The organism is Nostoc sp. CmiVER01, from assembly GCF_034531135.2.
In the GTDB taxonomy this organism is placed as follows: domain Bacteria; phylum Cyanobacteriota; class Cyanobacteriia; order Cyanobacteriales; family Nostocaceae; genus Nostoc.
Genome location: NZ_JAVRBU020000015.1, coordinates 245,212 through 265,737, shown reverse-complemented (window position 1 = coordinate 265,737; position 20,526 = coordinate 245,212). Strand labels below are relative to the sequence as shown.

Here is a 20,526-nt window from a genome sequence, read left to right as displayed (position 1 = left end):
AAGTTCTGTATCGTCCTTTTCCCCTTTAACATGAACCCTTTTCCCCAAGAGTGCAAAAAGCACTTTTGCCAAGAGGTCTATTGTGAAACGTGTTTATCGCTAACGTAATTCGTAATTCCCAATAAAAGGCAGGCATTTACTGTAGACTATAGGACTAATGTTTGATTTCTGAAAAAGCTCGGTAGAACTTGAAAAGCCTAATTCCCTACTCCCCACTCCCCGCTCACGTAGATAATTTCAAAAATCAAATACCATTCCTATATTAATTACGAATTATTCGGTTACAGCAATTTTTTGGCATTAGTCTATTTTTTTAGGAATGAGACTGGCGCTTTTTGTTGCACTATCCCAAACAATCCAGCTAAGAGAATTATCTAAATCATCGGGGCTATTTGAAACTTTGAAATATAGCTTTTCTGTACCTTTTATTTCAATAGCAAAGTCGGCATTTTGAGCATAAACGACTATAAAACCTTTGTCTCGTAAACAATACATCGCCCAGGCTTTCAATGATTGCTTGTATGGTTCGTGTGGAATTGGGGGTTTTGTGATTGTGTCTTCAATTAGTTTAAATATTTGCGTGATTTTCGCGGTCATAGTAGATACTTTTGTTATTACCCTTAAGTTAACTAGCTTCTGGATCACAACGAATTTCAATCATAAAGCCATCTGGATCGTAAAAATACACTCCTTTACCAGTAGGACGCGTGACTGGGCCATGTGCGATCGCTATTTTATTTTCTCTGATCACTGTCACCGCGCGATCAAATAACTGCGGATCGATGTCAAAGGCGAGATGATAGGCTCTGGTAAAGGTCTTTTCTGGATTGGGATTTGGTGGTGTTAAATCGGGTTCTCCAAATAAATCTAGAATTGTACCATCCGGGGTGATGAAGTTGGCTACTTTCCCAGATGCGACAAGTTCTACCAGGGTTGCAGGTACCTCTTCGCCTGTGAGTTCATGTAAACCCAGGATAGTACCATAAAAGTAGCGGGAAGCTTGCATATCTTGGACATTGAGGGCAATGTGATGCACTTTACGCAGATTTCCTGGCGCAAGGACACTGTTCGCGGATTGGGTGCTAGATAGCATAGTAAAACAAAATCTCAATACTTTGATAGAAGTTGAACTTTCTTTTAAAGTTTATTATTCCTAATAAAAATCTATCATGGCTTTTGATTATTCTTTAGACTTTAAAAATATTGATTTTCGCCAACATCCTGAACTCTATCGTGTTGGGAAGGGTGAGCAGGGCGTACTTTTGGTTGAACCATACAAATCAGAAATTCTTCCTTACTGGCGGTTTAAAACTCCTGATATTGCTAGAGAGTCAAGTGAAAAGATATACGAGATGTTTCTTGATTATTTAGAGAAAGATGATTTTATTGGTGCAGATATGGCACGAAAGTTTATCCAAATGGGCTATACTCGCTCTCGGCGTTATGCTAATCATAAAAGTGGTAGGAAGTATAAACAAAATTCTGAAACTTCAGATTCTAAAAAAGAAATTCTTCCCTATGAAGTTGACCCAGTTAAAGCGGAATCAGCAGCAATATTTAAAGCCAAGTGGGTAGAAGCAAAGACAAATGAGAAATATCAAAAGCTTTTAGCCAAACATAAGCAGATGTATGAGCTAGAGTAAAACACTATTAACTTTCAATTGAGTGGTTTTCGGAGAGTGCGTTAGGTGACTGAACTTCTGAGCTTTGTAAATAAACCTCGTTAGACTTGGAGGCTAAAGCAATCAAAAATCTGAAAATCCTCTGAGTTCTTAACAAAATGTAGGGGTTTAAGTCCCCGGCTTTTATCAAGCCGCAAGTGTTGGGCTGCTTGTCTTTATCGCCGTTACAACACGTAATTGCTCTCTTCTCTACGAGACGCTTTGCGAACGTAGCGGGGCGTTCGCTTTTAGCGTCTCCAAGAGTTGCCCATTGCGTACAGCCCTGCGGGCATGAAAACAGCAAAGCGGGGCATTAGCAAGAGTGCAAATTGGTTTAACTGTTGCTAACTCCTTTGTCTTCAGGCGATCTTATTGGGTTTGTTTGCTGCGGAATGGATAGAACAACAAGTGTTAGAGAACTATCCTACTCTTAACTCAGAAGCACTAACAGCAATATTCGCTTTTACCTGAGGTCAGACTAAATGTTAAAGAAAAAGGGGTGTCTGATTGAACACAGACCCCCAATTGGCTAAAGCTAAAAAAAGAACAACCAAAATCAACAGGTTAAGGGTTGCAAGTAGGCGGGTTTTTTGAGGTGTTAGGGTTAATGCACAGCGGCCCAAGGTTAGTTAGAGAATTAGGTCGGCTAATAAATGCTAACGGGCCAGCCTTGTGTTCACCATTAAAGGGGGTGGGTTTGCGAACATCAAATCCACACGCAGCAGCATCTTTAGGGTTGTTAAACCAAAACCCTACATGGAAAGTATTAGTAGATGGTAAGTTCACTTCCGGATCAAAACCGAAAATCTGATCTAGCAGAATAGTTTTAATTGTCACAAGTCTAGGCTCAACGTCAGATTGATACCAAGCCAGACCAAAGTTCTTGAAATTTGGATTTGGGGTACCGAATGCCTGCTGAGGACTATTCTCTACAGTAAACAGATCAAACTTCAAACCAGGCTTGAAACCTGTCAGCCTCAAAGTCAGCTGGTCATTAAGATTGCCACGCTTTACGGTGGCTTGAACCCGAGGCGTCACTCCAGGAGTGGCTGCCATACAATTAATGAACTGCTTGTTAGGAAATAACTCAAAAGTAGTTTCATCAGAACTTGATGAAAACTGTGCTGAAGCAAGCTGTCCAAACCCAAATACTAATAGCAACCCTCCGGCAAATATGCGAGGAGCTAGTAAGGATGGAAATTTGCGAAGCATAAATTTAAATTGTTTTGTTAAAGTATTTTGCAAGAAGCAACCTACAGATTTACACTACTATAAATCTGTATATATTCAAAACAATTTAAGATAATGTTACATATTGAACTAATAAGAAAAAGCTAAGTATTCAGGTACTTCTAAAGAATAAGTTAATCAAAAAAATAATAGTTTACCCCTCACAATTATAATCATTGTGAGGGGCAAGTAGACGGTTGCCAACATCGTTCTATTTTAATGGCATGGTTTGTAGAGGTAGATTCCACAATAACCTTCACCGTATTATCAACCTTTTTAGGAAGTTATCGCCGATATTCATCGCCACAATCGCCGATTAGCTGGTACAAATCGCGTGACTGGCGAGATACTGCATTGATGCGATCGCGATCGTCAGCATCTAAACTAAAACTAAATACTTTGGCGTTATCTTCTATATGTTCAGAGACACCAAGTCTTGCACCGACTATCACACCTCCCACGGTTGGCTGATCTAAAATGTAACGCACTGCCACGTTAGAAATACTTACCCCATGCTTATTAGCAATTTCCTTCAGGATAGCCAGCAACTCTTGAAATAATCGCCAACCACCCCAAGCATCGATCATATTTTTATATTTTTTCAAACTAGCAGTGGATAAATCAAATCCTCGCGGTTCCGGTTTTCCCAAATAGTTTTCTGATAACAAACCGCCGCATAGTGTACCGTAAGTAAAAAGCTTTATGTCATGCTGTTGACAAAACTCCACCATATTAATTTCGGGACGGCGGTCAACAAGGGAAAATTGCACTTGGTTAGAAACAATTTTGATACCTGCTTCAGTAATAATTTTCAAGTTTTCTGTGTCAAAATTAGTTAAACCTAGATGCTTAATTTTACCCTCAATCTGAAGTTCTGCCATATATTTGAGGGCATCCAAGTAATTTTTATCTTGATATTCCCACCAGTGGAATTGCATCAAATCTAACGATTCCACATTCATCCTTCTTAGGGAAATATCAATATTTTCCTCAACGAGTTTTTTTGTCATTTTGCCAGGACGAGGCACCCATTTTGTAAAAGCTTGTACCTGAGATAAAGCATCTTTACCACGAGTGTCAATTAGTTGACAGCGAAACTCACCAATAAAGTCTTCTGCGGGGCCATAGTGGTCTGCTAAATCCCAAGTAGTAAAGCCTGCATCTACATATTTGAACATAGTCTCAATAGCGGCTTGGGGATTGATCCGTCCGTGTGCGCCGGAGACTTGCCACATCCCATTTAAGATCCGGCAAATGTTCAAATCAGGAGTGAATTGGAGACGACTAGCTGCGGGTAAGTTCATTTTCAAGTTTAGGAGGAGTTAGGAGTAAGGTAATGAAGAATTAGTTAGTTCGTAAGCATCTTATTACAAGATTATTAGCCTTTACACCTTCTTAAGAACCATTTATAACAGCGATAATCAATAACTCTTAAATTTTAACTCTTAACTCCTAACTTTTGTACAGAGGCGATTAATCGCGTTTCTCCTAACGCCAGTCTTTTTCAGCTTGTTGGAGAACGTAAGCAGCAACATCTTGAATTTGCTGTTCAGTGAGGCGTTCTTTGTAGGCTGACATATTATTTTTACCATTGGTAACTATAGATGTAACTGCCTCTATTGAATTCATACCATACTTTGTCAGCGCTTGCTTTTTTAGATTTTTACCTCGTCTGATGATGTTGCTGCCGTTGATATGACAACCAGCACAATGAACACTAAATATTTGTTCACCTTTAACTGTATCTGCTGCATTAGCAGGTAAAGTGAATGTGTTGATTAATAACAAAAATGTTACTAACACTAACGTAAGTAGTCTTTTCACTTAACTTCTCCTGATTTGAATATACTGATTACAGAGATTAGTATCAAAAGCAATACTATAAGGATTCAAAGTCAGTTTTAAATCCAGTAAAATTTACACAATCATCTTGAAAGGCTTCGGCATCGCTAACTTCTTCAATTTTGTAAGACATGATGCGCGTCCCATCTGGCATTTTTTTGGAACTAATCAATTCACCTTGATACTTTTCTGCGATCGCTTTAAATTCAGTACCATAGAGCTTCCAGGCATCGGCTGAACAAGTAATATTTACTCGCCACATATTTGCATCTCAATTACTACTAACAATTAATCATCTCACGAATGGGCAACATGCTCCACATCACCTCTTTCGGGTTAGTATTTTCTATCTAAAGGAAGTACCTAGCCTTTTTAGGCTACGCCATAATGTGGGTATGGGAACATGTCTAGAAAATATTATCCAAAATAGTTAAACCCTAAGAGTTGAAAATGCCTAACAATATCAAACAACAAATTCAAGCAGACTTGCAACAAGCTAAAGAAACCGGACAATTAAGAACTGAACGGATTCGAGAAATTGTAAAATCCGCAGTTTCTCAAGTAGCTTCTGAGTTTAGACAAGGTTCAAGTGAAGTTCGTAGTCTTGTTAAAGACGCTGTTTCTGCTGTAATTGAAAACTTTCAAGAAAAAGGTGGCGAACTCAAAGATGAAGTGACAGCTTCTATTGAAGGAGCGCTGGAAGGAATTAATAGCAAAAGACACGAAAGCATTGCTAAAACTCAGACAGATATAAAGCGCCTACAGGCTCAACTGGATGGTGAAGAAGAACAACTCCAGCAAGAGGTTGATGTAATTTTGGCAGAGATTGAAGAAACGGGTAAGGAAAAACCCGCTACTACTAAAACCGCAATTGATTCTGCTGTTAATGCTATTAAAGATAGTGAAGAAGTAGGATTGTTAAAGAAACGTTACGCCCAACTACAAGCGCAGCTAGCAATTGTCCGAGCTAACTTAGCTGCACGCTATGGCGGACGTAATATGGAAGTTCAGGATTATCTAGACGAAGCTAAACATTGGTATGATAAAGCTCGTCCTCAAGCAGAATCTATGGCTGTGCAGGTAGAACAGAAGCGATCGCAGCTTGAAGATAAACTAGGTGAAGCTGGTACATCTCTAGCAAGAAAAGAACACCAAATTAAACAGACGTTGAGAGAGTTACTCTTAACGGCAGCTGACTTATTCAAAGATAAGGAACCTGCAAATAAAGAGCGAGATACTATTCATAAATAGACTGGAGTGCTTTTTCACAAAACTCTGATACATATAGAATTTTAGTAGGGGAAACGGCATTGTCGTGCCCCTATTAAAGTATCTGTATAATTATTAAAGATTCACTTTTCATAGGATGCGTTAGCCAAAGACTAAAGCATTGCTTAATACAATTCGCAATTAAAAGACTTAAATAAAGCAATGCTTTCAAGGTTTACATCTATATCAGATTTTTCGTGAAATGGTATTAAGGGGTTAGGTCTTATAACCTCTAATTCTAGTAGAAACTAAAATGGTGCGTTACGGCTTTAGCCATAACGCACCCTACTTACTTAAGATTCCTTAAAATTCATCTTGCGTATTAGTAAATATTTCCTTCTCTATTCAGTTGTTCATCATGCTTGGCAATAACCCAAATTGCATGAATACTACCGGGTAGCCAACCTAGAACTGTGAGCAAGATATTAATAAACAGAGTTGGGCCAATTCCAACAGTCAGAAAAACGCCTAAAGGAGGCACTAACAAACCTAGAAGAAAACGAACTAATTTCATGATTTTGCCGTATTTTTGTGATTTTCTTTAATTACATTCTGCTGAAGATACCGAATTAGGAAATCCACCTTCGGATATTTTATTTGGAGTAGAGATGTAACAAAACTAGTATTTCTACTCCTTATAAATAATACTTATCTAGAAGGTAATTCACCTTGGGTTTTTTCGCCACTGCTGGTTAACAAGTTTCTTTCAACAAAGTAGTTGTTAATAAAGGTGTTAGCAAAAGTTAGAATGACTGGCCCAAGAAGGAAACCAATAATTCCGCGAACTGCAAATCCAGGAACTAATACTGCTGCTAACCAGAAACACAAACCGTTGACGACAAGCGAAAATGCTCCAAATGATAGAAAGTTAAGTGGTAAAGAAAGAGTAGACAGAACTGGTTTAACTGAACCGTTAATTAGACCAATTACTAAAGCAGCAATCATAGCTGCGGGAAAATTAGCAATATTAACGCCTGGAACAACTAAATCAACAATTAACAGGCTTAAAGCTGTAGCTAGAGCGGTTAATAATGGTGTTAACATTTTTCTTACCTAATCACTAAAGATTTTTTGTAACTTCTTATCTCATCTTCAACTATGTGTTAGGTTTTAACCTCTCTTGCAAGATAGAATTTCGTTCTACCGTTAGGCCGATCATTAAGAAAAAGATAGCGGTTTGAATACTACGTAAGTTTTACTTAAAACATCACTCGTCGGTATGTTTGGTTAAGGAATGAAACCCAACATTTTCACCATCTTGTCGGGTTTCACTACCTACAACCCAACCTACAAATCTTCTTAACGGATTAATATGTCAATCACTTAGATTTTCCAGACTCAGGCTGATAGTAAAGCGCTGATTTATACAAGATTTGTTCTTGATGGGTTTCTAAAGTGCAATTAGATAAAGGGTAAGTTACACAAGTAACAACATAACCAGCCTGTACTTCACTTGGGCGCAGAAATTTTTGCTCACTTTGATCAACTTCACCGCTAATGAGTTTGGCGACACAAGCAGAACATTCGCCTTGTTTGCACCCAGATGGTAGGCGAATACCTGCTTCTTCTGCGATATCCAGAATATATTGATCGTCTGGTACTGGAATAGTACGATCTAATCCAAGTGTAGGATTGATGAATTGAACTTGATAAACTGCCATCTGCTGTTTGTAATTCATTGTTTAACTGCTTTCATCGATAAACTAATCCGCTTGAGTTTCTCGTTGATTTCTAGCACCTGCACTTTGACTACTTGTCCGACTTTGACAACTTTTTTGGGATCGTCTACAAATCTATCAGCAAGTTGAGATATATGCACCAAGCCATCTTGATGTACGCCGATATCAACGAAAGCGCCGAAGTTGGCGACATTTGTAATCATTCCCTCTAGTTCCATTCCCACCTTTAAGTCCCTGATTTCTTTAATTCCTTCTTTGAAGGTGGCATACTTAAATTCTGCACGGGGATCTCTACCTGGTTTTTCTAGTTCACTAAGGATGTCGCGCAGTGTGGGTTCGCCAATAGTATCGGTAACATATTTTTTCAGGTTGGTCTTTTTAAGTTTTTCGGCAATTTCTGTGACCTGATTTAATGGCACATTTAGATCAGATGCGATCGCTTCTACTACGGAATAACTTTCTGGATGCACTGCTGTATTATCCAATGGGTTGTCACCGCCGCGAATCCGCAGAAAACCCGCCGCTTGTTCAAAGGCTTTTGGCCCCAACTTCGGAACTTTCAAAAGTTGTCGGCGATTTTTAAAAGCTCCATTCTGGTTACGATAGGCGACAATGTTATTGGCAACTGTTGCCGTAATCCCAGAGACGGAAGTCAGAAGTTCTTTAGAAGCCATGTTCAAGTCTACGCCGACGTAGTTAACGCAGCTTTCTACAGTCTCATCCAACTTCTTTTTCAGCAACTTCTGATCGACATCGTGCTGATATTGTCCCACACCAATAGATTTGGGATCGATTTTCACCAGTTCCGCTAAAGGATCTTGTAAACGGCGGCCGATGCTAATTGCACCGCGCACGGTAATATCTAAATCGGGAAACTCTTCTAGCGCTACTTTACTTGCAGAATATATAGATGCGCCAGATTCATTTACCATTACCTTAACTGGTTTGCGTTCTATGGTTTCCAATACTTGCGTGACAAACTCCTCTGTCTCGCGGGACGCTGTACCGTTACCAATGGCGATTAACTCAATCTTGTACTTTTCAATTAGCTTTTTGACAGTTTGTGCAGCTTTAGCGCGTTGTTCAGCCGCTTGGTGAGGAAAAACCGCTTGGTATTCCAAAAATTTCCCGGTTTGGTCGAGAACAGCAACTTTACACCCAGTTCTAAATCCAGGGTCTATCGCTAAGGTGGGTTTCATTCCGGCTGGTGCAGACAGTAGTAATTCTCGCAGATTAGTTTCAAATGTCTTGATTGATTCCATGTCTGCGTAAACTTTCATTTCAGAAATTACCTCTCCCATTAGAGATATTTTCATCAAACGGTTAAATGCATCCTTTAACATCGCCTGATAAAAATCCCGAATTGTCCGAACTTTGGTTTTAATTTCTTTTGACTCAAGATAGTAAAGTACCGTATCTTCATCAAAAGCAATTTCAAAGCTTAATACTTTCTCCGTTTCACCCCGACACAACGCCAGCATATTGTGGGGTGCAATATTTTTTACCTTAATTTGATAGTTACGGTACATCTCAAATTTGGTTGTACCTTCGGGATAATCATCTTTGATGCGGGAGACAAATACCCCTTCTTCTAGAAGATAATCGCGGATATATGCTCGTAATTCAGCTTTTTCAGCCACTTCTTCCGCTAAAATATCAGCAGCACCTTTGAGCGCTTCTTCTGCTGTTTTTACTCCCTTGGCTTCAGAAATATACTTAGGCGCTTCTTCTTCTAGGGAAGCCGTTGCAGCATTTTTTACATTTAGCGACTTGATGAATTCAGCCAGTGGTTCAAGTCCTTTTTCTCTGGCAATAGTAGCGCGGGTGCGTCGTTTTGGGCGATAGGGTAGATATAAATCCTCAAGTTCGGTTTTTTGTAAGCAGGATGAGATTTTGGCTTTGAGTTCATCTGTGAGTTTACCAAGTTCTGCGATCGCACTTAAAATCACAGATTTTCGTTCTTCCAGTTCTGTTAAATAAGTATATCGATCAGCCAGTTCACGTAGTTGCACCTCATTCATCTCATCAGTGCGCTCTTTACGATAACGTGCAATAAAAGGAATTGTTGCACCCTCCGCCAAAAGTTCCAGCGCGTTTTGCACCTGATGGGGTTTGAGATTTATTTCAGTTGCCAGTAATTGAGGAATGTTCAGCATTGAGTGTCTAAAAGGAAAAAATGAAAATGCTACTTCTAAAGGTAATATGCTAGTACCGCAACGCAAAAGTCACGCATTCAAAAGTTTTGTATATCAAAGCTTTTGCAAGTTTTCAAATGGTAGCTTGATTTACGCTGCGCTGTACTAGATCCTTATTTTGGCGCAAAGCCAAAGTTTTAAGCTAATTTACCAAAGTTTGATTTTCAAGCTAGAGGGCAGAATTTGAACGAGGCTTTAAAGAAAACTCAATTCTTAGCCACCCAACGGGAAAGCCAGTCCTTCTTTGTTGAAACAACAAGACCGGGCTGGCGAACCAAATCGGAGATTATGGTGCAATACGCTTGGGTTAGCGCCAAAAACCTTGAAATGTGTAGCGACTGTCTTAAAAGTCAAGCGTATTGGATTATGGTGAGGTACTCAGACCGAAGACCCGTATAGTCGTAGCAGGGAAAAGAGAGCAGTAGACCTCTTGGCAAAAGTGCTTTTTGCACTCTTAGGGAAAAGGGTTCATGTTAAAGGGGAAAAGGACGATACAGAAGTTTTTCCCCTTCCCCCCGCCCCTTATCCCCCTATCCATTACCCGGATCTTTCTCAACAATTGCCAGAGTATTCACTCACGTTTCTTACAACCCTGATACGTCTGTCGTTAATTCTCAATAAAAACCTAATTTTAGCGAGAATATTAAGAGCCAATTTGTCAAGTATGCCTCACACCTCAGTGTTTAAGATGCCTACAAAACAAGCGTTTCAAGATTGTAAAGAAAGATGTGGGTAATGCATAGCCTTATCCCCAGAGGGGGCCCCACCTTCCCCTTTTCCCGACTTATGCAAGAAGTCTAGTATTCCAACTGAGCCTCCTGCCCTCTGCCTCTCTTGTTGAGTTTTAAATCCTTTCAATCCTCGTGGGCAAACGAGAGTTTGTATAATAGCATACCTAAGCTATTTTGAATCGGGACACTGGCAGAACAAATATTTATTTCGATCGACTCTTGTGGCTAATACCTTATTGAATGTAAAATCAACCAGAATTACAAAAACGATTTCAATTTGTTTCAGTTTCATAGATACAACAACTTTTAGTTCAGAGGTTACTAAAATGCCTTTGTTTTTCTTGATACCACTGTGTACGGCTATAGCCACTGGCTACTTCTTTAAAAAGAGTAGTGATGAAATTGCATATATTGCAGGTGTATTTGCAGCTATTAGCTTTATTTTCAGTTTAGTATTAGCACCCTGGCCAATTCAATTTGGATTGTTAATCATTGTCTTAATTATTACCAACAGACTTTTGCAAGAAAATGAGTTAAAACAAACTCAAAGCAAAGGAAAACAATTTAGGGAAACTAAATAAGACCAACTACCAGTAAATATCAAATATAAAGTTTGATAGGAATGTGAATTAAATAACAATCATCATTTATCGATGAATTGTAAATCAATTGAGAGTCAAAGTCCTCGACAACTGAGAAGTGGTGTATTTCAGTTGGCGTTAAATTCCTACACTGTTACCGTGATAACTGATAAATTTTGACTGTTTACTGATTTGATAATGCCAGATTATTGATAGAGGTATAACGGAGATTTAAGGATTTTAAAAATAATTTTCCGTTCTTTTCTGTGCATTTGATTAGAGACTCGACTTATATCTACACGGTAGTAGTAAAAAGAGGGATTGGGGGTGAGATTCTACGCTTTATTTAATCCGCCTTCTTAAGAAAATTCAGAAATAGGGGCTTACGTGTTATTTGGTTTCTAAGTTAACCATAAAATAAGTTTTGTTTAAGATATTTGAATTTGAAGATTTTCATAAATAAATAATGATTCAGACTATTAGTTAACATCTATAGTCTTAGATTAAGTGTATTTTTATACTGAAAATTTTTACTTGTACTAGTGTTCAAATTTCAATTCTACTTTCTCAGACTCTTACGCTTTGCATTTTAAGAGTCTGATACTGAATCGCTACTTCTGCAACTTTATTAGTCAGAAAGTGGTACACAAATGTAGAAATTATTAAAAACAGAGATTCATCAAAAGAAAAATGTATGATTTTATAAAGTTTCTGTTTAGGTATATTTTCCTAAAATAAATTTTTGATAAAGTGTGGCGATAAATTTGCAACATTGTTTTCTCATGGTATTCTAGTAAGTAATTATATGTAAAAATAAATTCTGAGAGAAAGCTCTAATTAAAATTACATATAGTTAAAAACAATTAAACAGCAGTGTTACTAAGATGAATCTAAAAATATCTCAAATCCACTTAAATCAACAGTAAGTAGCTGCGAGTTGCTTACCAAATGCTAGTTTACATTGCCCTTTAGTGTTGTCAGAAGCTGCATTTCTACATGCAATAAAATTTACCAGAAACATGTAAGGCGCATGACTGTATAGTTATCTATAGATAGTTTCCACTCTAAGGCAGATTTTTCTTAACCATTGTGTTCCTATGTCCAAAAAGAGTACATATACACACTATTTTTGAGTACAAATTTTTAAGAATCGGCTTAGTTTCTAACCGAGGTTGCAGATATGTGTGTAAGCCTGGATAAACTCTATGGCATGTCGTAGAACTAATAAACACTTACTGGAGAAAATTAAGAATATTTATCAATCCAGCTTAGTTTTGATGCATAAGTTAACGGCTTTAGAAGTTGAGTAGTGTCTTTAACAAGGTTTCTATAGCAGGATACAACTGATGAAAGTTAATGCATGGATTAATAAAAAATTTCGGGAATCCATTTTTACTCGCTTAACTCCATCTGTTGAACATACAGTTTAAATGCGAGTTCAGCATAAACTATGTCTCGGTGCTAAACTTTGTCCACTTTGTGGCACACCCAATGTTTTCTATATCTGCATCCACTATGACATAGATATTGCGATCGCCGATAGTGGGCGCATACGCCATCGCACTAAAACTAGTCTGGAAACATAACTGGCTGATAAGGAAGACATCTGCAATTCACAATTGGGCAAAGTCTAAACTGTTGCGCTAATTGTCAAGCAATTAAACTGTTATGTCTGCGAGTGTAACTCAGTAAGCAAATTTAGCATACTCTAATCCGATAATATCGGGTCTTGCCAAAATAAAGTAACCGTCCTCCAGGCTACATAGTATCTACTTGCTAACTCTTGGATATGAGCTTCTATGATCATTTTAATATCAATCACTTTAACATAATCTTCCTAATTTTATTGTCTATTTACTGAAGTGAAAGTTTAATTACACATAAAGTATGACCTAAATCTAAATCTGTTTAAACCTATAAATTGTTTACTGTCCCGTTCATACCTAATATCTCTATTGAGCCAAATTTACTGACTATGAAATCTATCTCGCAAACTTCAAACTTTAAAATAATTCCTTATATTATATTGTTTGTCAGTATTTTATTTAGTATTTCTGGTCAACTGCTGATGAAATATACCATGAGCCATACAAATGAGGGGCTACTAAACTGGGTATTTATTCAAAAATTAGTATTCGCTATTAGTGTCTATTGCTTGGGGGTAGTAAATTGGATATTAGCTCTGCGTTCGGTAAAATTGAGTATTGCTTATCCACTGACTAGTTTAAATTATGTCGGGATACTTTTTGGTTCGCACTACTTTTTTAATGAAGAGATTACACTAACTAGAATAGCGGGAGTAATTACTATTTTCATAGGTGTTATTTTAGTAGTTATTCCTTTAAAAAAATCGACATTAATGTATAGAAACTCTCATCAAGAAGATTGAAAAATGAACATCATTACTTGGCTTGTATTAATGCTTGTGGTTTTATTTGGAACAACAGCGAACCTATCACTAAAGTATGGACTTCACATTTCTAGCCATGCTAAGGGAGCAAGTACATCTATCCAAAATCTATTATTGTCTCGTTATTTTTGGATTTGGTTTATTTGCTATGCATTTATGACTATATTGTGGCTTTATGTATTGCGGACAATTCCTCTAAGCCAAGCATTTCCAGTTCTAGGATTAATGTATGCATTTGTTCCAATTGCTTCCCACTATCTTTTAAAAGAGCAGGTTGTGTTTAGTCAGTGGTTAGGAATTTCGATTATTATAACTGGTGTAATTTTGGTTGTAAATTAATAGCCAAAGGAATAGACAGCAAAAGTATTAATATTACAATTTGCCAAAAATAAATCTCAAAAGCAAAGTATCCTTATATAAATCTCAATTAAATTTATGAATATAGGCATCATTGGCGGGGGTATAACTGGGCTGGTATTAGCCCAACGTCTTTCAAATCAAGGACATAAAGTAACTGTATTCGATAGTAATAAGCAGCTTGGTGGACTTACCACTTATCATGATTATGGGTTGTTTACTTGGGATCGTTTTTATCACGTTATCCTCCCTTCTGATACTCATTTAATAAATTTTCTCAGAGATATTGGTCTTGGAAATAAGCTGCGTTGGCATAGAAGCTTAACAGGTTTCTACGACAATCAAAAATTTTATTCTATCAGTAACTCTATAGAATTTTTGCGGTTTCCTCTGTTCGGACTTATAGGTAAGATCAGATTAGCTTTCACTCTACTGTATGGTTCACGCCTGAATAACTGGCGACGCTTAGAGAAGATATTAGTTGAAGATTGGCTATTGAAACTTGGTGGTAAAAGCACATACGAAAAGCTCTGGAAACCTTTGCTTCTATCCAAATTAGGAGAGAACTATAAGCGAATATCAGCAGTTTTTATCTGGGCTTATATCAAACGGTTATTTTCAGCGCGAGATTCTTCATTAAATAAAGAACAACTTGGTTATGTTTCAGGTGGTTACAAAACTGTTTTTGACCATATAGAAAAATTAATTTACGCGGCTGGTGGTCATATCCACACAGGTGTTGCAGTGGAATATATTGCACCTCATCCAGAGGGTGGAATGTGGGTAGAATATCAGGGCAAAAAGGAACATTTTGATAAAGTCATCTTTACTGGCCCAGTTAATATTTTGCAACAGGTTGCTGCCAAAGAATTGGTGAAAGTTTCAGACACTGGTGAAACAGTAGAATACCTGGGTGTAATCTGCATGGTGCTTATTACTCGTAAGGCTTTAATTCCTTATTACGTAGTAAATATTGCCGATAGAAATGTTCCTTTTACTGGAGTCATCGGTATGAGTAACCTAGTTTCTTTGCAAGAGACAGCAGGGTATCATATTACATTTTTACCAAAATATATCCTTTCCACTGACCCGTTATTAAAACAGCCAGATGATGAGTTGCGCCAAGTATTTTTCCAAGGTATACGTTTGATGTTCCCAGAACTCAAAGCAGATGATATTGTTGCAGCACACATTAATCGAGCTATTAAAGTACAGCCGCTACAAGTTTTAAATTATTCAAGCCTAGTTCCAAAAGTGAGTACTGAAAACGATGATTTCTTCGTTGTCAATACCTCACAGTTGGTTAATGATAGCGTCAATAACAACGCAGTCGTCCGACAGGTTGATGAATTTCTCAAGAAATCAACATTATTGAATTCTTGAACTTAGAGAATAATATTTTGAAAATTACACGAGGTACTTATGAGTCTTTTTGTTCTTTTACCCGCATACAATGAGCAAGAATCAATTCGCCCCTTGTTCAAAAAGTTTCAGGTATTGCAGGAAATATCTAATATGGATATCCGGCTAATTCTTGTTGATGATGGTAGCAAGGATGCAACTGCTCAGACTGCAATAGAAGAATCTCAATCGCTAGGGATATTACTTAAATTAGTCCAGCATCCCAAAAATGCTGGTTTAGGTCAAGCAATTAAAACAGGTTTCACAACTTTCTTAGAAATTTCTAAAGAAGGTGATTTTTTAGCCGCGATGGATTGCGACAACACTCAACCACCAGAACTATTAATCAAGATGTATGAGACGATGATAGCTGGTAGCTATGATATTGCGATCGCATCTAGATATCGAAAAGGCTCTAAAGTCATAGGCTTATCAAAATTTAGAGAGGTGATGAGCTACGGAGCAAGCTGGCTTTTTAGAATTGCAGCCCGTGTACCAGGTGTAAGAGACTACACTTGCGGCTACAGACTGTATAACCGTACTTTCGTCAGCAAACTAGATATCTATTATGGTGAGAGTTTATTCACTGAAAGCGGATTTGCTTGCATGATAGATTTATTGCTGAAAGCCAAAGCGCTCAAACCAAAAATCATAGAAATTCCAATGGTTTTGAGATATGACGAAAAGCCGAGCGCCAGCAAAATGAAAATTATTAAAACTATTACTCGAACCCTAAAGTTATTGTTTAAGAATCTAACATCGCCACCGCCAACTGCTGCTAATTTAGGTCAGACTTTCAATCAGCAAGAAACAGTAAGAATTCCCTTGAAAATGACAAATCGTAAATAAGCCTAAGAAAGAACAGGCTCTTACCAAGAATTAAATAGATGGAAAATGGTCATTTATCAACCATTCTAGGGATGAGCAAGGCATAAATCAAAAATAAGTTTGATTAAATTCTTGCTTTTACCAATATTATATATGGATATTCTTTCCTAATAGTTTAAGAAATTGGAAGACAGTCTAAGGCTGCCTTCCAATTTTTTATGCATGAATATTTTCATTTTTTGATTTGCTCATTCGCTATGAAAGTGTATTATATCTCGACTCTATATGATAGCGATCGCTCTCCAAAGGGCGTTACTTAAATATTTCACTCACGCTTAACGAAAGGGAAGTAATACCAATTCTCCAAAATGAAGCAACAGATGTAAATCAGGAAAGTCTTGCTGTATCTAAGTTTCTTAATTGCCTTAGCGCAGCGGGGCGTTAGCCCATTGCGAATTGGTATAAATTTCCCAGGTGAGGAAACCCCTACTACTTAATTGCCGACTCTGACTTTCACTGATTTGTTAGACTAAACACACCAGGATTTTTCAGTCAAATCTCTGAACTACGCCAGCAGACGAGGCTACCCATGCTTACAAGTACGCTACTTCTCTCGAATCAACTTCCCACCCTGCAATATTCCTCCACACCAGAGCGTTTCGATGAAACCTGGGAAGCCCCCCTGGCTACCCTCCTGGGATTAGGACGCGCCGCAGGCGCTGACTTCATCGAATTATTTTTAGAACGTCGCAACTATATTAGTTGCCTTGCAGAAGACGACTCCATCACTAGTATTTCACCAAGTCTGTCTACAGGCGCGGGAGTCAGAGTATTTCGCGGCAAAGCTGATTGCTATGTCAGCACCAATGACCTTTCGTTTTCCGGTTTGAAAGCAGCTTTAGAAAAAGGTCTTTCTATCCTGGGATTGCAACTACCCATTGCTAAAGCTTTCATCCCAGAAATCAACCTAGAATTATTGAGAGATTACGCCACCAAAAGAGGCAAAGATGCATGGCTACCAGTGTGTAGTTCCATCCGAGAAATGGGAGAAGTCCTCCTTGATGGCACTGCCAACCTGAAGCGAAAAGCTAGCCACGTCCAATCGCGCCGTGCTACCTATTTCCGGGATTGGCAAGAAGTTTTAATCGCCGCCAGTGACGGCACTTTTGCCCGTGACATTCGCCTCACCCAGTCAGTAGGATTTAACCTCTTGTGTGCTGATGGCGCTAATCGTGCTTCTATCGGTGAACGCGCTGGTAATACTAGCGATGCCAACTTCTTAAGGACTTGGGATTCTCAACAAGCTGCCGAAAAAATAGCAGAATCTGCTGGCAAAATGCTCTACGCCGATTACGTAGAATCAGGTACTTACCCGATTATTATGGCGAATCACTTTGGCGGCGTAATCTTCCACGAAGCTTGCGGACATCTGTTAGAAACCACCCAAATTGAACGCAATACCACACCCTTTGCTGACAAAAAAGGCGAAAAAATTGCCCACGAAAGTTTGACAGCCTGGGATGAAGGGCGTTCTGAAAATGCCTTTGGAACAATTGACATGGATGACGAAGGTATGCCTGCTCAAAGAACCCTATTAATTGAAAAAGGCGTTCTCAAAAACTTCTTAGCAGATAGAACAGGTTCTGCACGCACCGGACACCCCAGAACTGGAAGTGGACGCCGCCAAAATTATACCTTTGCTGCTGCTAGCCGGATGCGTAATACTTATATTGATTCTGGCGAATATAGCATTGATGATTTATTTACCTCTGTTGATAAAGGTATCTACTGTAAAAAGATGGGTGGCGGAAGCGTTGGTGCTACGGGCCAATTTAACTTTAGCGTTGATGAAGCTTATTTGATTGAAAATGGCAAAATCACCAAACCGCTAAAGGGAGCAATTCTAATTGGTGAAGCTAAGGAAATTATGAATAAAATTTCTATGTGTTCCCAAGATTTGGAAATTGCACCAGGTTTTTGTGGTTCTGTGAGTGGTAGTATTTACACCACAGTAGGACAACCCCATATCAAGGTTGATTCTATTACCGTTGGTGGACGATAAGAATTTTAGATTTTAGATTTTGGATTTTGGATTGTGAATTAGTAGGAGTTGAAGGCTAGAACAAAGCACCTGAAACGCTTTACTTGTTAGAGCTTCTTATTGAATCTAGATTAATGACAACAGAAAAACTAAAAAGCCTAATGCAAGAAGCTACCGAAATTCTAGCTGTGCCTGTTGCGTCAATAAAAACTCTCCGAGCAAAATATTAAGTCATAACATCCAAGATTCAAAATCTAATATCAAAAATAAAATTGCTCTCAATCCAAAATCTAAAATTAAAAATCCAAAATTGACTATGCCAAATATCAATGAAATTGCAGATTATGCCAAGGACAATGCTGGTAAGCTTGGTATTAAGAAATTCGACATTTATGGTTCAACAGTAGATGATACTAGCGTGCAAGTAGACCAAGGTGAGCCAAAACAAGTCAAAGCCTCAAACCGCTCTGGTGTTACTGTTCGTGTCTGGAATGAAGATAATACAATGGGTGTCACCAGCACCACAGATGTAGACCCTAAAGGACTGGAATTAGCTTTGAAGACTGCCTACGAAGCCAGTTTCTTTGGTGTTAAAGAAAATGTTCCTGATTTTAGTCCAGAAGCTACTGTTCCTATTGCAAATAAACCTCAAGATAAGGCACCCCAAGCACCTGTTGCTGAACTCATAGAAAAATTGTTGGTAGCTGAAAAAGAACTACTAGCAGCTCATCCAGCAATTAAAGGTGTGCCTTATAATGGTTTATCGCAAAGAGATATTGACAGATTTTATCTTAATAGCGACGGTGCAGTGAGAACTGAATCTCACTCCTTAGCATCAGTTTATCTTTACAGCAAAACTGAGGAAGAAGGAAAAAAACCTCGCAGTGCAGGTGCTTTTAGAATCAACCATAGTTTAGATAATCTAGACATCAATAGTTGCATAAAAGAAACCGCAGATAAAACTATCAGTCACTTGAACTATGAAAAAATCAAAACTGGTAAATATCGGGTTGTTTTTTCACCGGAAGCTTTTTTAAGTCTGTTGGGTGGTTTTTCTAACTTGTTCAACGCTCAAAGTATTTTAGACAACCAAAGCTTATCTACTGCTGATGATTTAGGTAAACAAATTGCTTCTCCTCTGCTTTCAGTGTTTGATGATGCACTTCACCCAGCTAACGTAGGCGCAGAAACTTTTGATGGTGAAGGAACTCCTACTCGTCAGGTTTCACTGATTGAAAATGGAGTTTTAAAAAGCTTTCTCCACAGTGCAGGCACTGCCAAAAGGTTCAATACCCAGCCAACAGGTAACGCTAGTATTGGTGCAAAAGTTAGCGTTAGTCCCAATTTCTATCACGTTTTTTCAACAGCAACTCCTGAAGAAGAGTTGAGTTTAGAAACTGCTGAAAATGTGATTTTTATCGATGATTTACAAGCTCTCCATGCTGGAGTTAAAGCTTTGCAGGGTTCATTTTCTTTGCCGTTTGATGGTTGGCTAGTTAACAAGGGTGTCAAGACAAGTATTGAGTCAGCAACTGTTGCTGGTGATTTCTTAGAAGTCCTGAAGTCAATTATTTATGTAGAAAAAGAGCCAGAGTTAACGCCAGGGGGAGTTTGCCCGAAAATCTGGGTTAATGAATTGTCGATTACTGGTGAGTAAAAGTTAAAAAGTAGAGAGTTAGGAGTTGAATATAACTCTTAACTCATCACTTCAAAATCATTAATCACCATTAGTATTCACCACCAATGCTAATGGCAGTATTAAATACATCAGCGCCGCTTAAATCAATATTAGCCATAACAGCGCCATCTACGTCACTATTATATAAGCGGGAATTGCTCAAATTAACGTTGGTGAGATTGGCATTATTTAACATAGTATCGCTGACGAATGCTTTTGTGAGATTAGCAGACTTCAAATTTGCACCAGTTAAATCAGCACCTTCTAAGTTAGCACCTTCGAGATTAGCCCCTTTTAAATTTGCATTTCTGAGGTCAACACCTATGAGGTGAGCGCCTTTGAGGTTAGCTCCTGTTAGATTACATCCAGAACATTCTCTAGTTTCCAGCAAGCGCCGGACAGAGGCGGAGTTTTCTGCTTTGACGGGAAGGGGAGCAGCTAAAGATAGCGTGCTGAGTAAGGCTGCTGCCGTCAAAAAAATTCGTTTCATATTTACCTCCGACACTTCTAGAAGTTATTAAAATTTTTAAACTTCTACGATACCAGTGTGCCAAGATTACAGAATTTTGTACTCATGCGATCGGAGTAATAGATAATTTCTATGAGAATAGGTATTCTTTTGT

General features: G+C 38.3%; 21 protein-coding genes. 10 read left to right on the top strand and 11 right to left on the bottom strand.

Annotated elements, in window-relative coordinates; all coding sequences use genetic code 11:
* Positions 1–300 precede the first annotated feature (300 nt).
* Positions 301–597 carry a hypothetical protein gene (locus tag RMZ43_RS25875; RefSeq protein ID WP_322647721.1) on the bottom strand — a complete coding sequence of 99 codons (297 nt, stop codon included), beginning with the start codon at positions 595–597 and terminating at the stop codon, positions 301–303.
* A 28-nt stretch (positions 598–625) separates the two neighbouring features.
* On the bottom strand, positions 626–1,093 hold the full coding sequence (locus RMZ43_RS25870; protein ID WP_322647720.1) for a VOC family protein: 468 nt from the start codon (positions 1,091–1,093) through the stop codon (positions 626–628).
* 76 nt (positions 1,094–1,169) lie between these two features.
* Here RMZ43_RS25870 and RMZ43_RS25865 point away from each other — a divergent pair, with 76 nt between their 5' ends.
* A complete protein-coding gene (locus RMZ43_RS25865) occupies positions 1,170–1,643 on the top strand; it encodes a DUF4385 domain-containing protein (protein WP_322647719.1) in 474 nt (157 codons plus the stop codon).
* Between the two features lie 582 nt (positions 1,644–2,225).
* Here RMZ43_RS25865 and RMZ43_RS25860 read toward each other — a convergent pair.
* The 4 genes from RMZ43_RS25860 to RMZ43_RS25845 all read right to left on the bottom strand — a co-directional run bounded on the left by RMZ43_RS25860 (position 2,226) and on the right by RMZ43_RS25845 (position 4,995).
* On the bottom strand, positions 2,226–2,873 hold the full coding sequence (locus tag RMZ43_RS25860) for a hypothetical protein (protein WP_322652559.1): 648 nt from the start codon (positions 2,871–2,873) through the stop codon (positions 2,226–2,228).
* Positions 2,874–3,175: 302 nt separating this feature from the next.
* Positions 3,176–4,195 carry an aldo/keto reductase gene (locus tag RMZ43_RS25855; RefSeq protein WP_322652560.1) on the bottom strand — a complete coding sequence of 340 codons (1,020 nt, stop codon included), beginning with the start codon at positions 4,193–4,195 and terminating at the stop codon, positions 3,176–3,178.
* Positions 4,196–4,379: 184 nt separating this feature from the next.
* The gene (petJ, locus tag RMZ43_RS25850; RefSeq protein WP_322652561.1) at positions 4,380–4,715 is read right to left on the bottom strand and encodes a cytochrome c6 PetJ; all 336 of its coding nucleotides are present in this window, start codon (positions 4,713–4,715) and stop codon (positions 4,380–4,382) included.
* 55 nt (positions 4,716–4,770) lie between these two features.
* Positions 4,771–4,995, bottom strand: a complete 225-nt coding sequence (locus tag RMZ43_RS25845) for a hypothetical protein (protein ID WP_322652562.1) — start codon at positions 4,993–4,995, stop codon at positions 4,771–4,773.
* A 188-nt stretch (positions 4,996–5,183) separates the two neighbouring features.
* On the opposite strand from RMZ43_RS25845, the gene RMZ43_RS25840 reads away from it, so the two are divergent.
* Complete coding sequence (locus RMZ43_RS25840) at positions 5,184–5,984, top strand: histidine kinase (RefSeq protein ID WP_322647714.1); 801 nt, start codon at positions 5,184–5,186, stop codon at positions 5,982–5,984.
* 340 nt (positions 5,985–6,324) lie between these two features.
* Here RMZ43_RS25840 and RMZ43_RS25835 read toward each other — a convergent pair whose 3' ends face one another.
* The 4 genes from RMZ43_RS25835 to RMZ43_RS25820 form a co-directional block, all read right to left on the bottom strand.
* A complete protein-coding gene (locus RMZ43_RS25835; protein ID WP_100898558.1) occupies positions 6,325–6,516 on the bottom strand; it encodes a YqaE/Pmp3 family membrane protein in 192 nt (63 codons plus the stop codon).
* A gap of 134 nt (positions 6,517–6,650) precedes the next feature.
* On the bottom strand, positions 6,651–7,046 hold the full coding sequence (locus tag RMZ43_RS25830) for a phage holin family protein (RefSeq protein WP_322647713.1): 396 nt from the start codon (positions 7,044–7,046) through the stop codon (positions 6,651–6,653).
* A 275-nt stretch (positions 7,047–7,321) separates the two neighbouring features.
* Positions 7,322–7,663 carry a 2Fe-2S iron-sulfur cluster-binding protein gene (locus tag RMZ43_RS25825; protein WP_322647851.1) on the bottom strand — a complete coding sequence of 114 codons (342 nt, stop codon included), beginning with the start codon at positions 7,661–7,663 and terminating at the stop codon, positions 7,322–7,324.
* Between the two features lie 14 nt (positions 7,664–7,677).
* Entirely contained in the window at positions 7,678–9,837 is a 2,160-nt protein-coding gene (locus RMZ43_RS25820; RefSeq protein WP_322652563.1) for a Tex family protein, read from the bottom strand.
* Positions 9,838–10,828: 991 nt separating this feature from the next.
* On the opposite strand from RMZ43_RS25820, the gene RMZ43_RS25815 reads away from it, so the two are divergent.
* The 8 genes from RMZ43_RS25815 to RMZ43_RS25780 all read left to right on the top strand — a co-directional run bounded on the left by RMZ43_RS25815 (position 10,829) and on the right by RMZ43_RS25780 (position 19,882).
* The gene (locus RMZ43_RS25815) at positions 10,829–11,188 is read left to right on the top strand and encodes a hypothetical protein (RefSeq protein WP_322647711.1); all 360 of its coding nucleotides are present in this window, start codon (positions 10,829–10,831) and stop codon (positions 11,186–11,188) included.
* A 1,430-nt stretch (positions 11,189–12,618) separates the two neighbouring features.
* Positions 12,619–12,774, top strand: coding sequence for a hypothetical protein (locus RMZ43_RS25810; RefSeq protein ID WP_322652911.1), 156 nt, complete (start codon positions 12,619–12,621; stop codon positions 12,772–12,774).
* Between the two features lie 389 nt (positions 12,775–13,163).
* Positions 13,164–13,577: an EamA family transporter gene (locus RMZ43_RS25805; RefSeq protein WP_322647709.1), complete on the top strand. Its 414-nt coding sequence runs from the start codon at positions 13,164–13,166 to the stop codon at positions 13,575–13,577.
* A 3-nt stretch (positions 13,578–13,580) separates the two neighbouring features.
* The gene (locus RMZ43_RS25800) at positions 13,581–13,937 is read left to right on the top strand and encodes an EamA family transporter (RefSeq protein WP_322647708.1); all 357 of its coding nucleotides are present in this window, start codon (positions 13,581–13,583) and stop codon (positions 13,935–13,937) included.
* Between the two features lie 96 nt (positions 13,938–14,033).
* Positions 14,034–15,338, top strand: a complete 1,305-nt coding sequence (locus RMZ43_RS25795; RefSeq protein ID WP_322647707.1) for an NAD(P)/FAD-dependent oxidoreductase — start codon at positions 14,034–14,036, stop codon at positions 15,336–15,338.
* A gap of 39 nt (positions 15,339–15,377) precedes the next feature.
* Positions 15,378–16,205 carry a glycosyltransferase family 2 protein gene (locus RMZ43_RS25790; RefSeq protein ID WP_322647706.1) on the top strand — a complete coding sequence of 276 codons (828 nt, stop codon included), beginning with the start codon at positions 15,378–15,380 and terminating at the stop codon, positions 16,203–16,205.
* Positions 16,206–16,773: 568 nt separating this feature from the next.
* Positions 16,774–18,246 carry a TldD/PmbA family protein gene (locus RMZ43_RS25785; RefSeq protein WP_322647705.1) on the top strand — a complete coding sequence of 491 codons (1,473 nt, stop codon included), beginning with the start codon at positions 16,774–16,776 and terminating at the stop codon, positions 18,244–18,246.
* 295 nt (positions 18,247–18,541) lie between these two features.
* A complete protein-coding gene (locus RMZ43_RS25780; RefSeq protein WP_322652910.1) occupies positions 18,542–19,882 on the top strand; it encodes a TldD/PmbA family protein in 1,341 nt (446 codons plus the stop codon).
* A 70-nt stretch (positions 19,883–19,952) separates the two neighbouring features.
* On the opposite strand, the gene RMZ43_RS25775 is transcribed toward RMZ43_RS25780, so the two are convergent.
* The gene (locus tag RMZ43_RS25775; RefSeq protein WP_322647703.1) at positions 19,953–20,393 is read right to left on the bottom strand and encodes a pentapeptide repeat-containing protein; all 441 of its coding nucleotides are present in this window, start codon (positions 20,391–20,393) and stop codon (positions 19,953–19,955) included.
* Positions 20,394–20,526: the final 133 nt, after the last annotated feature.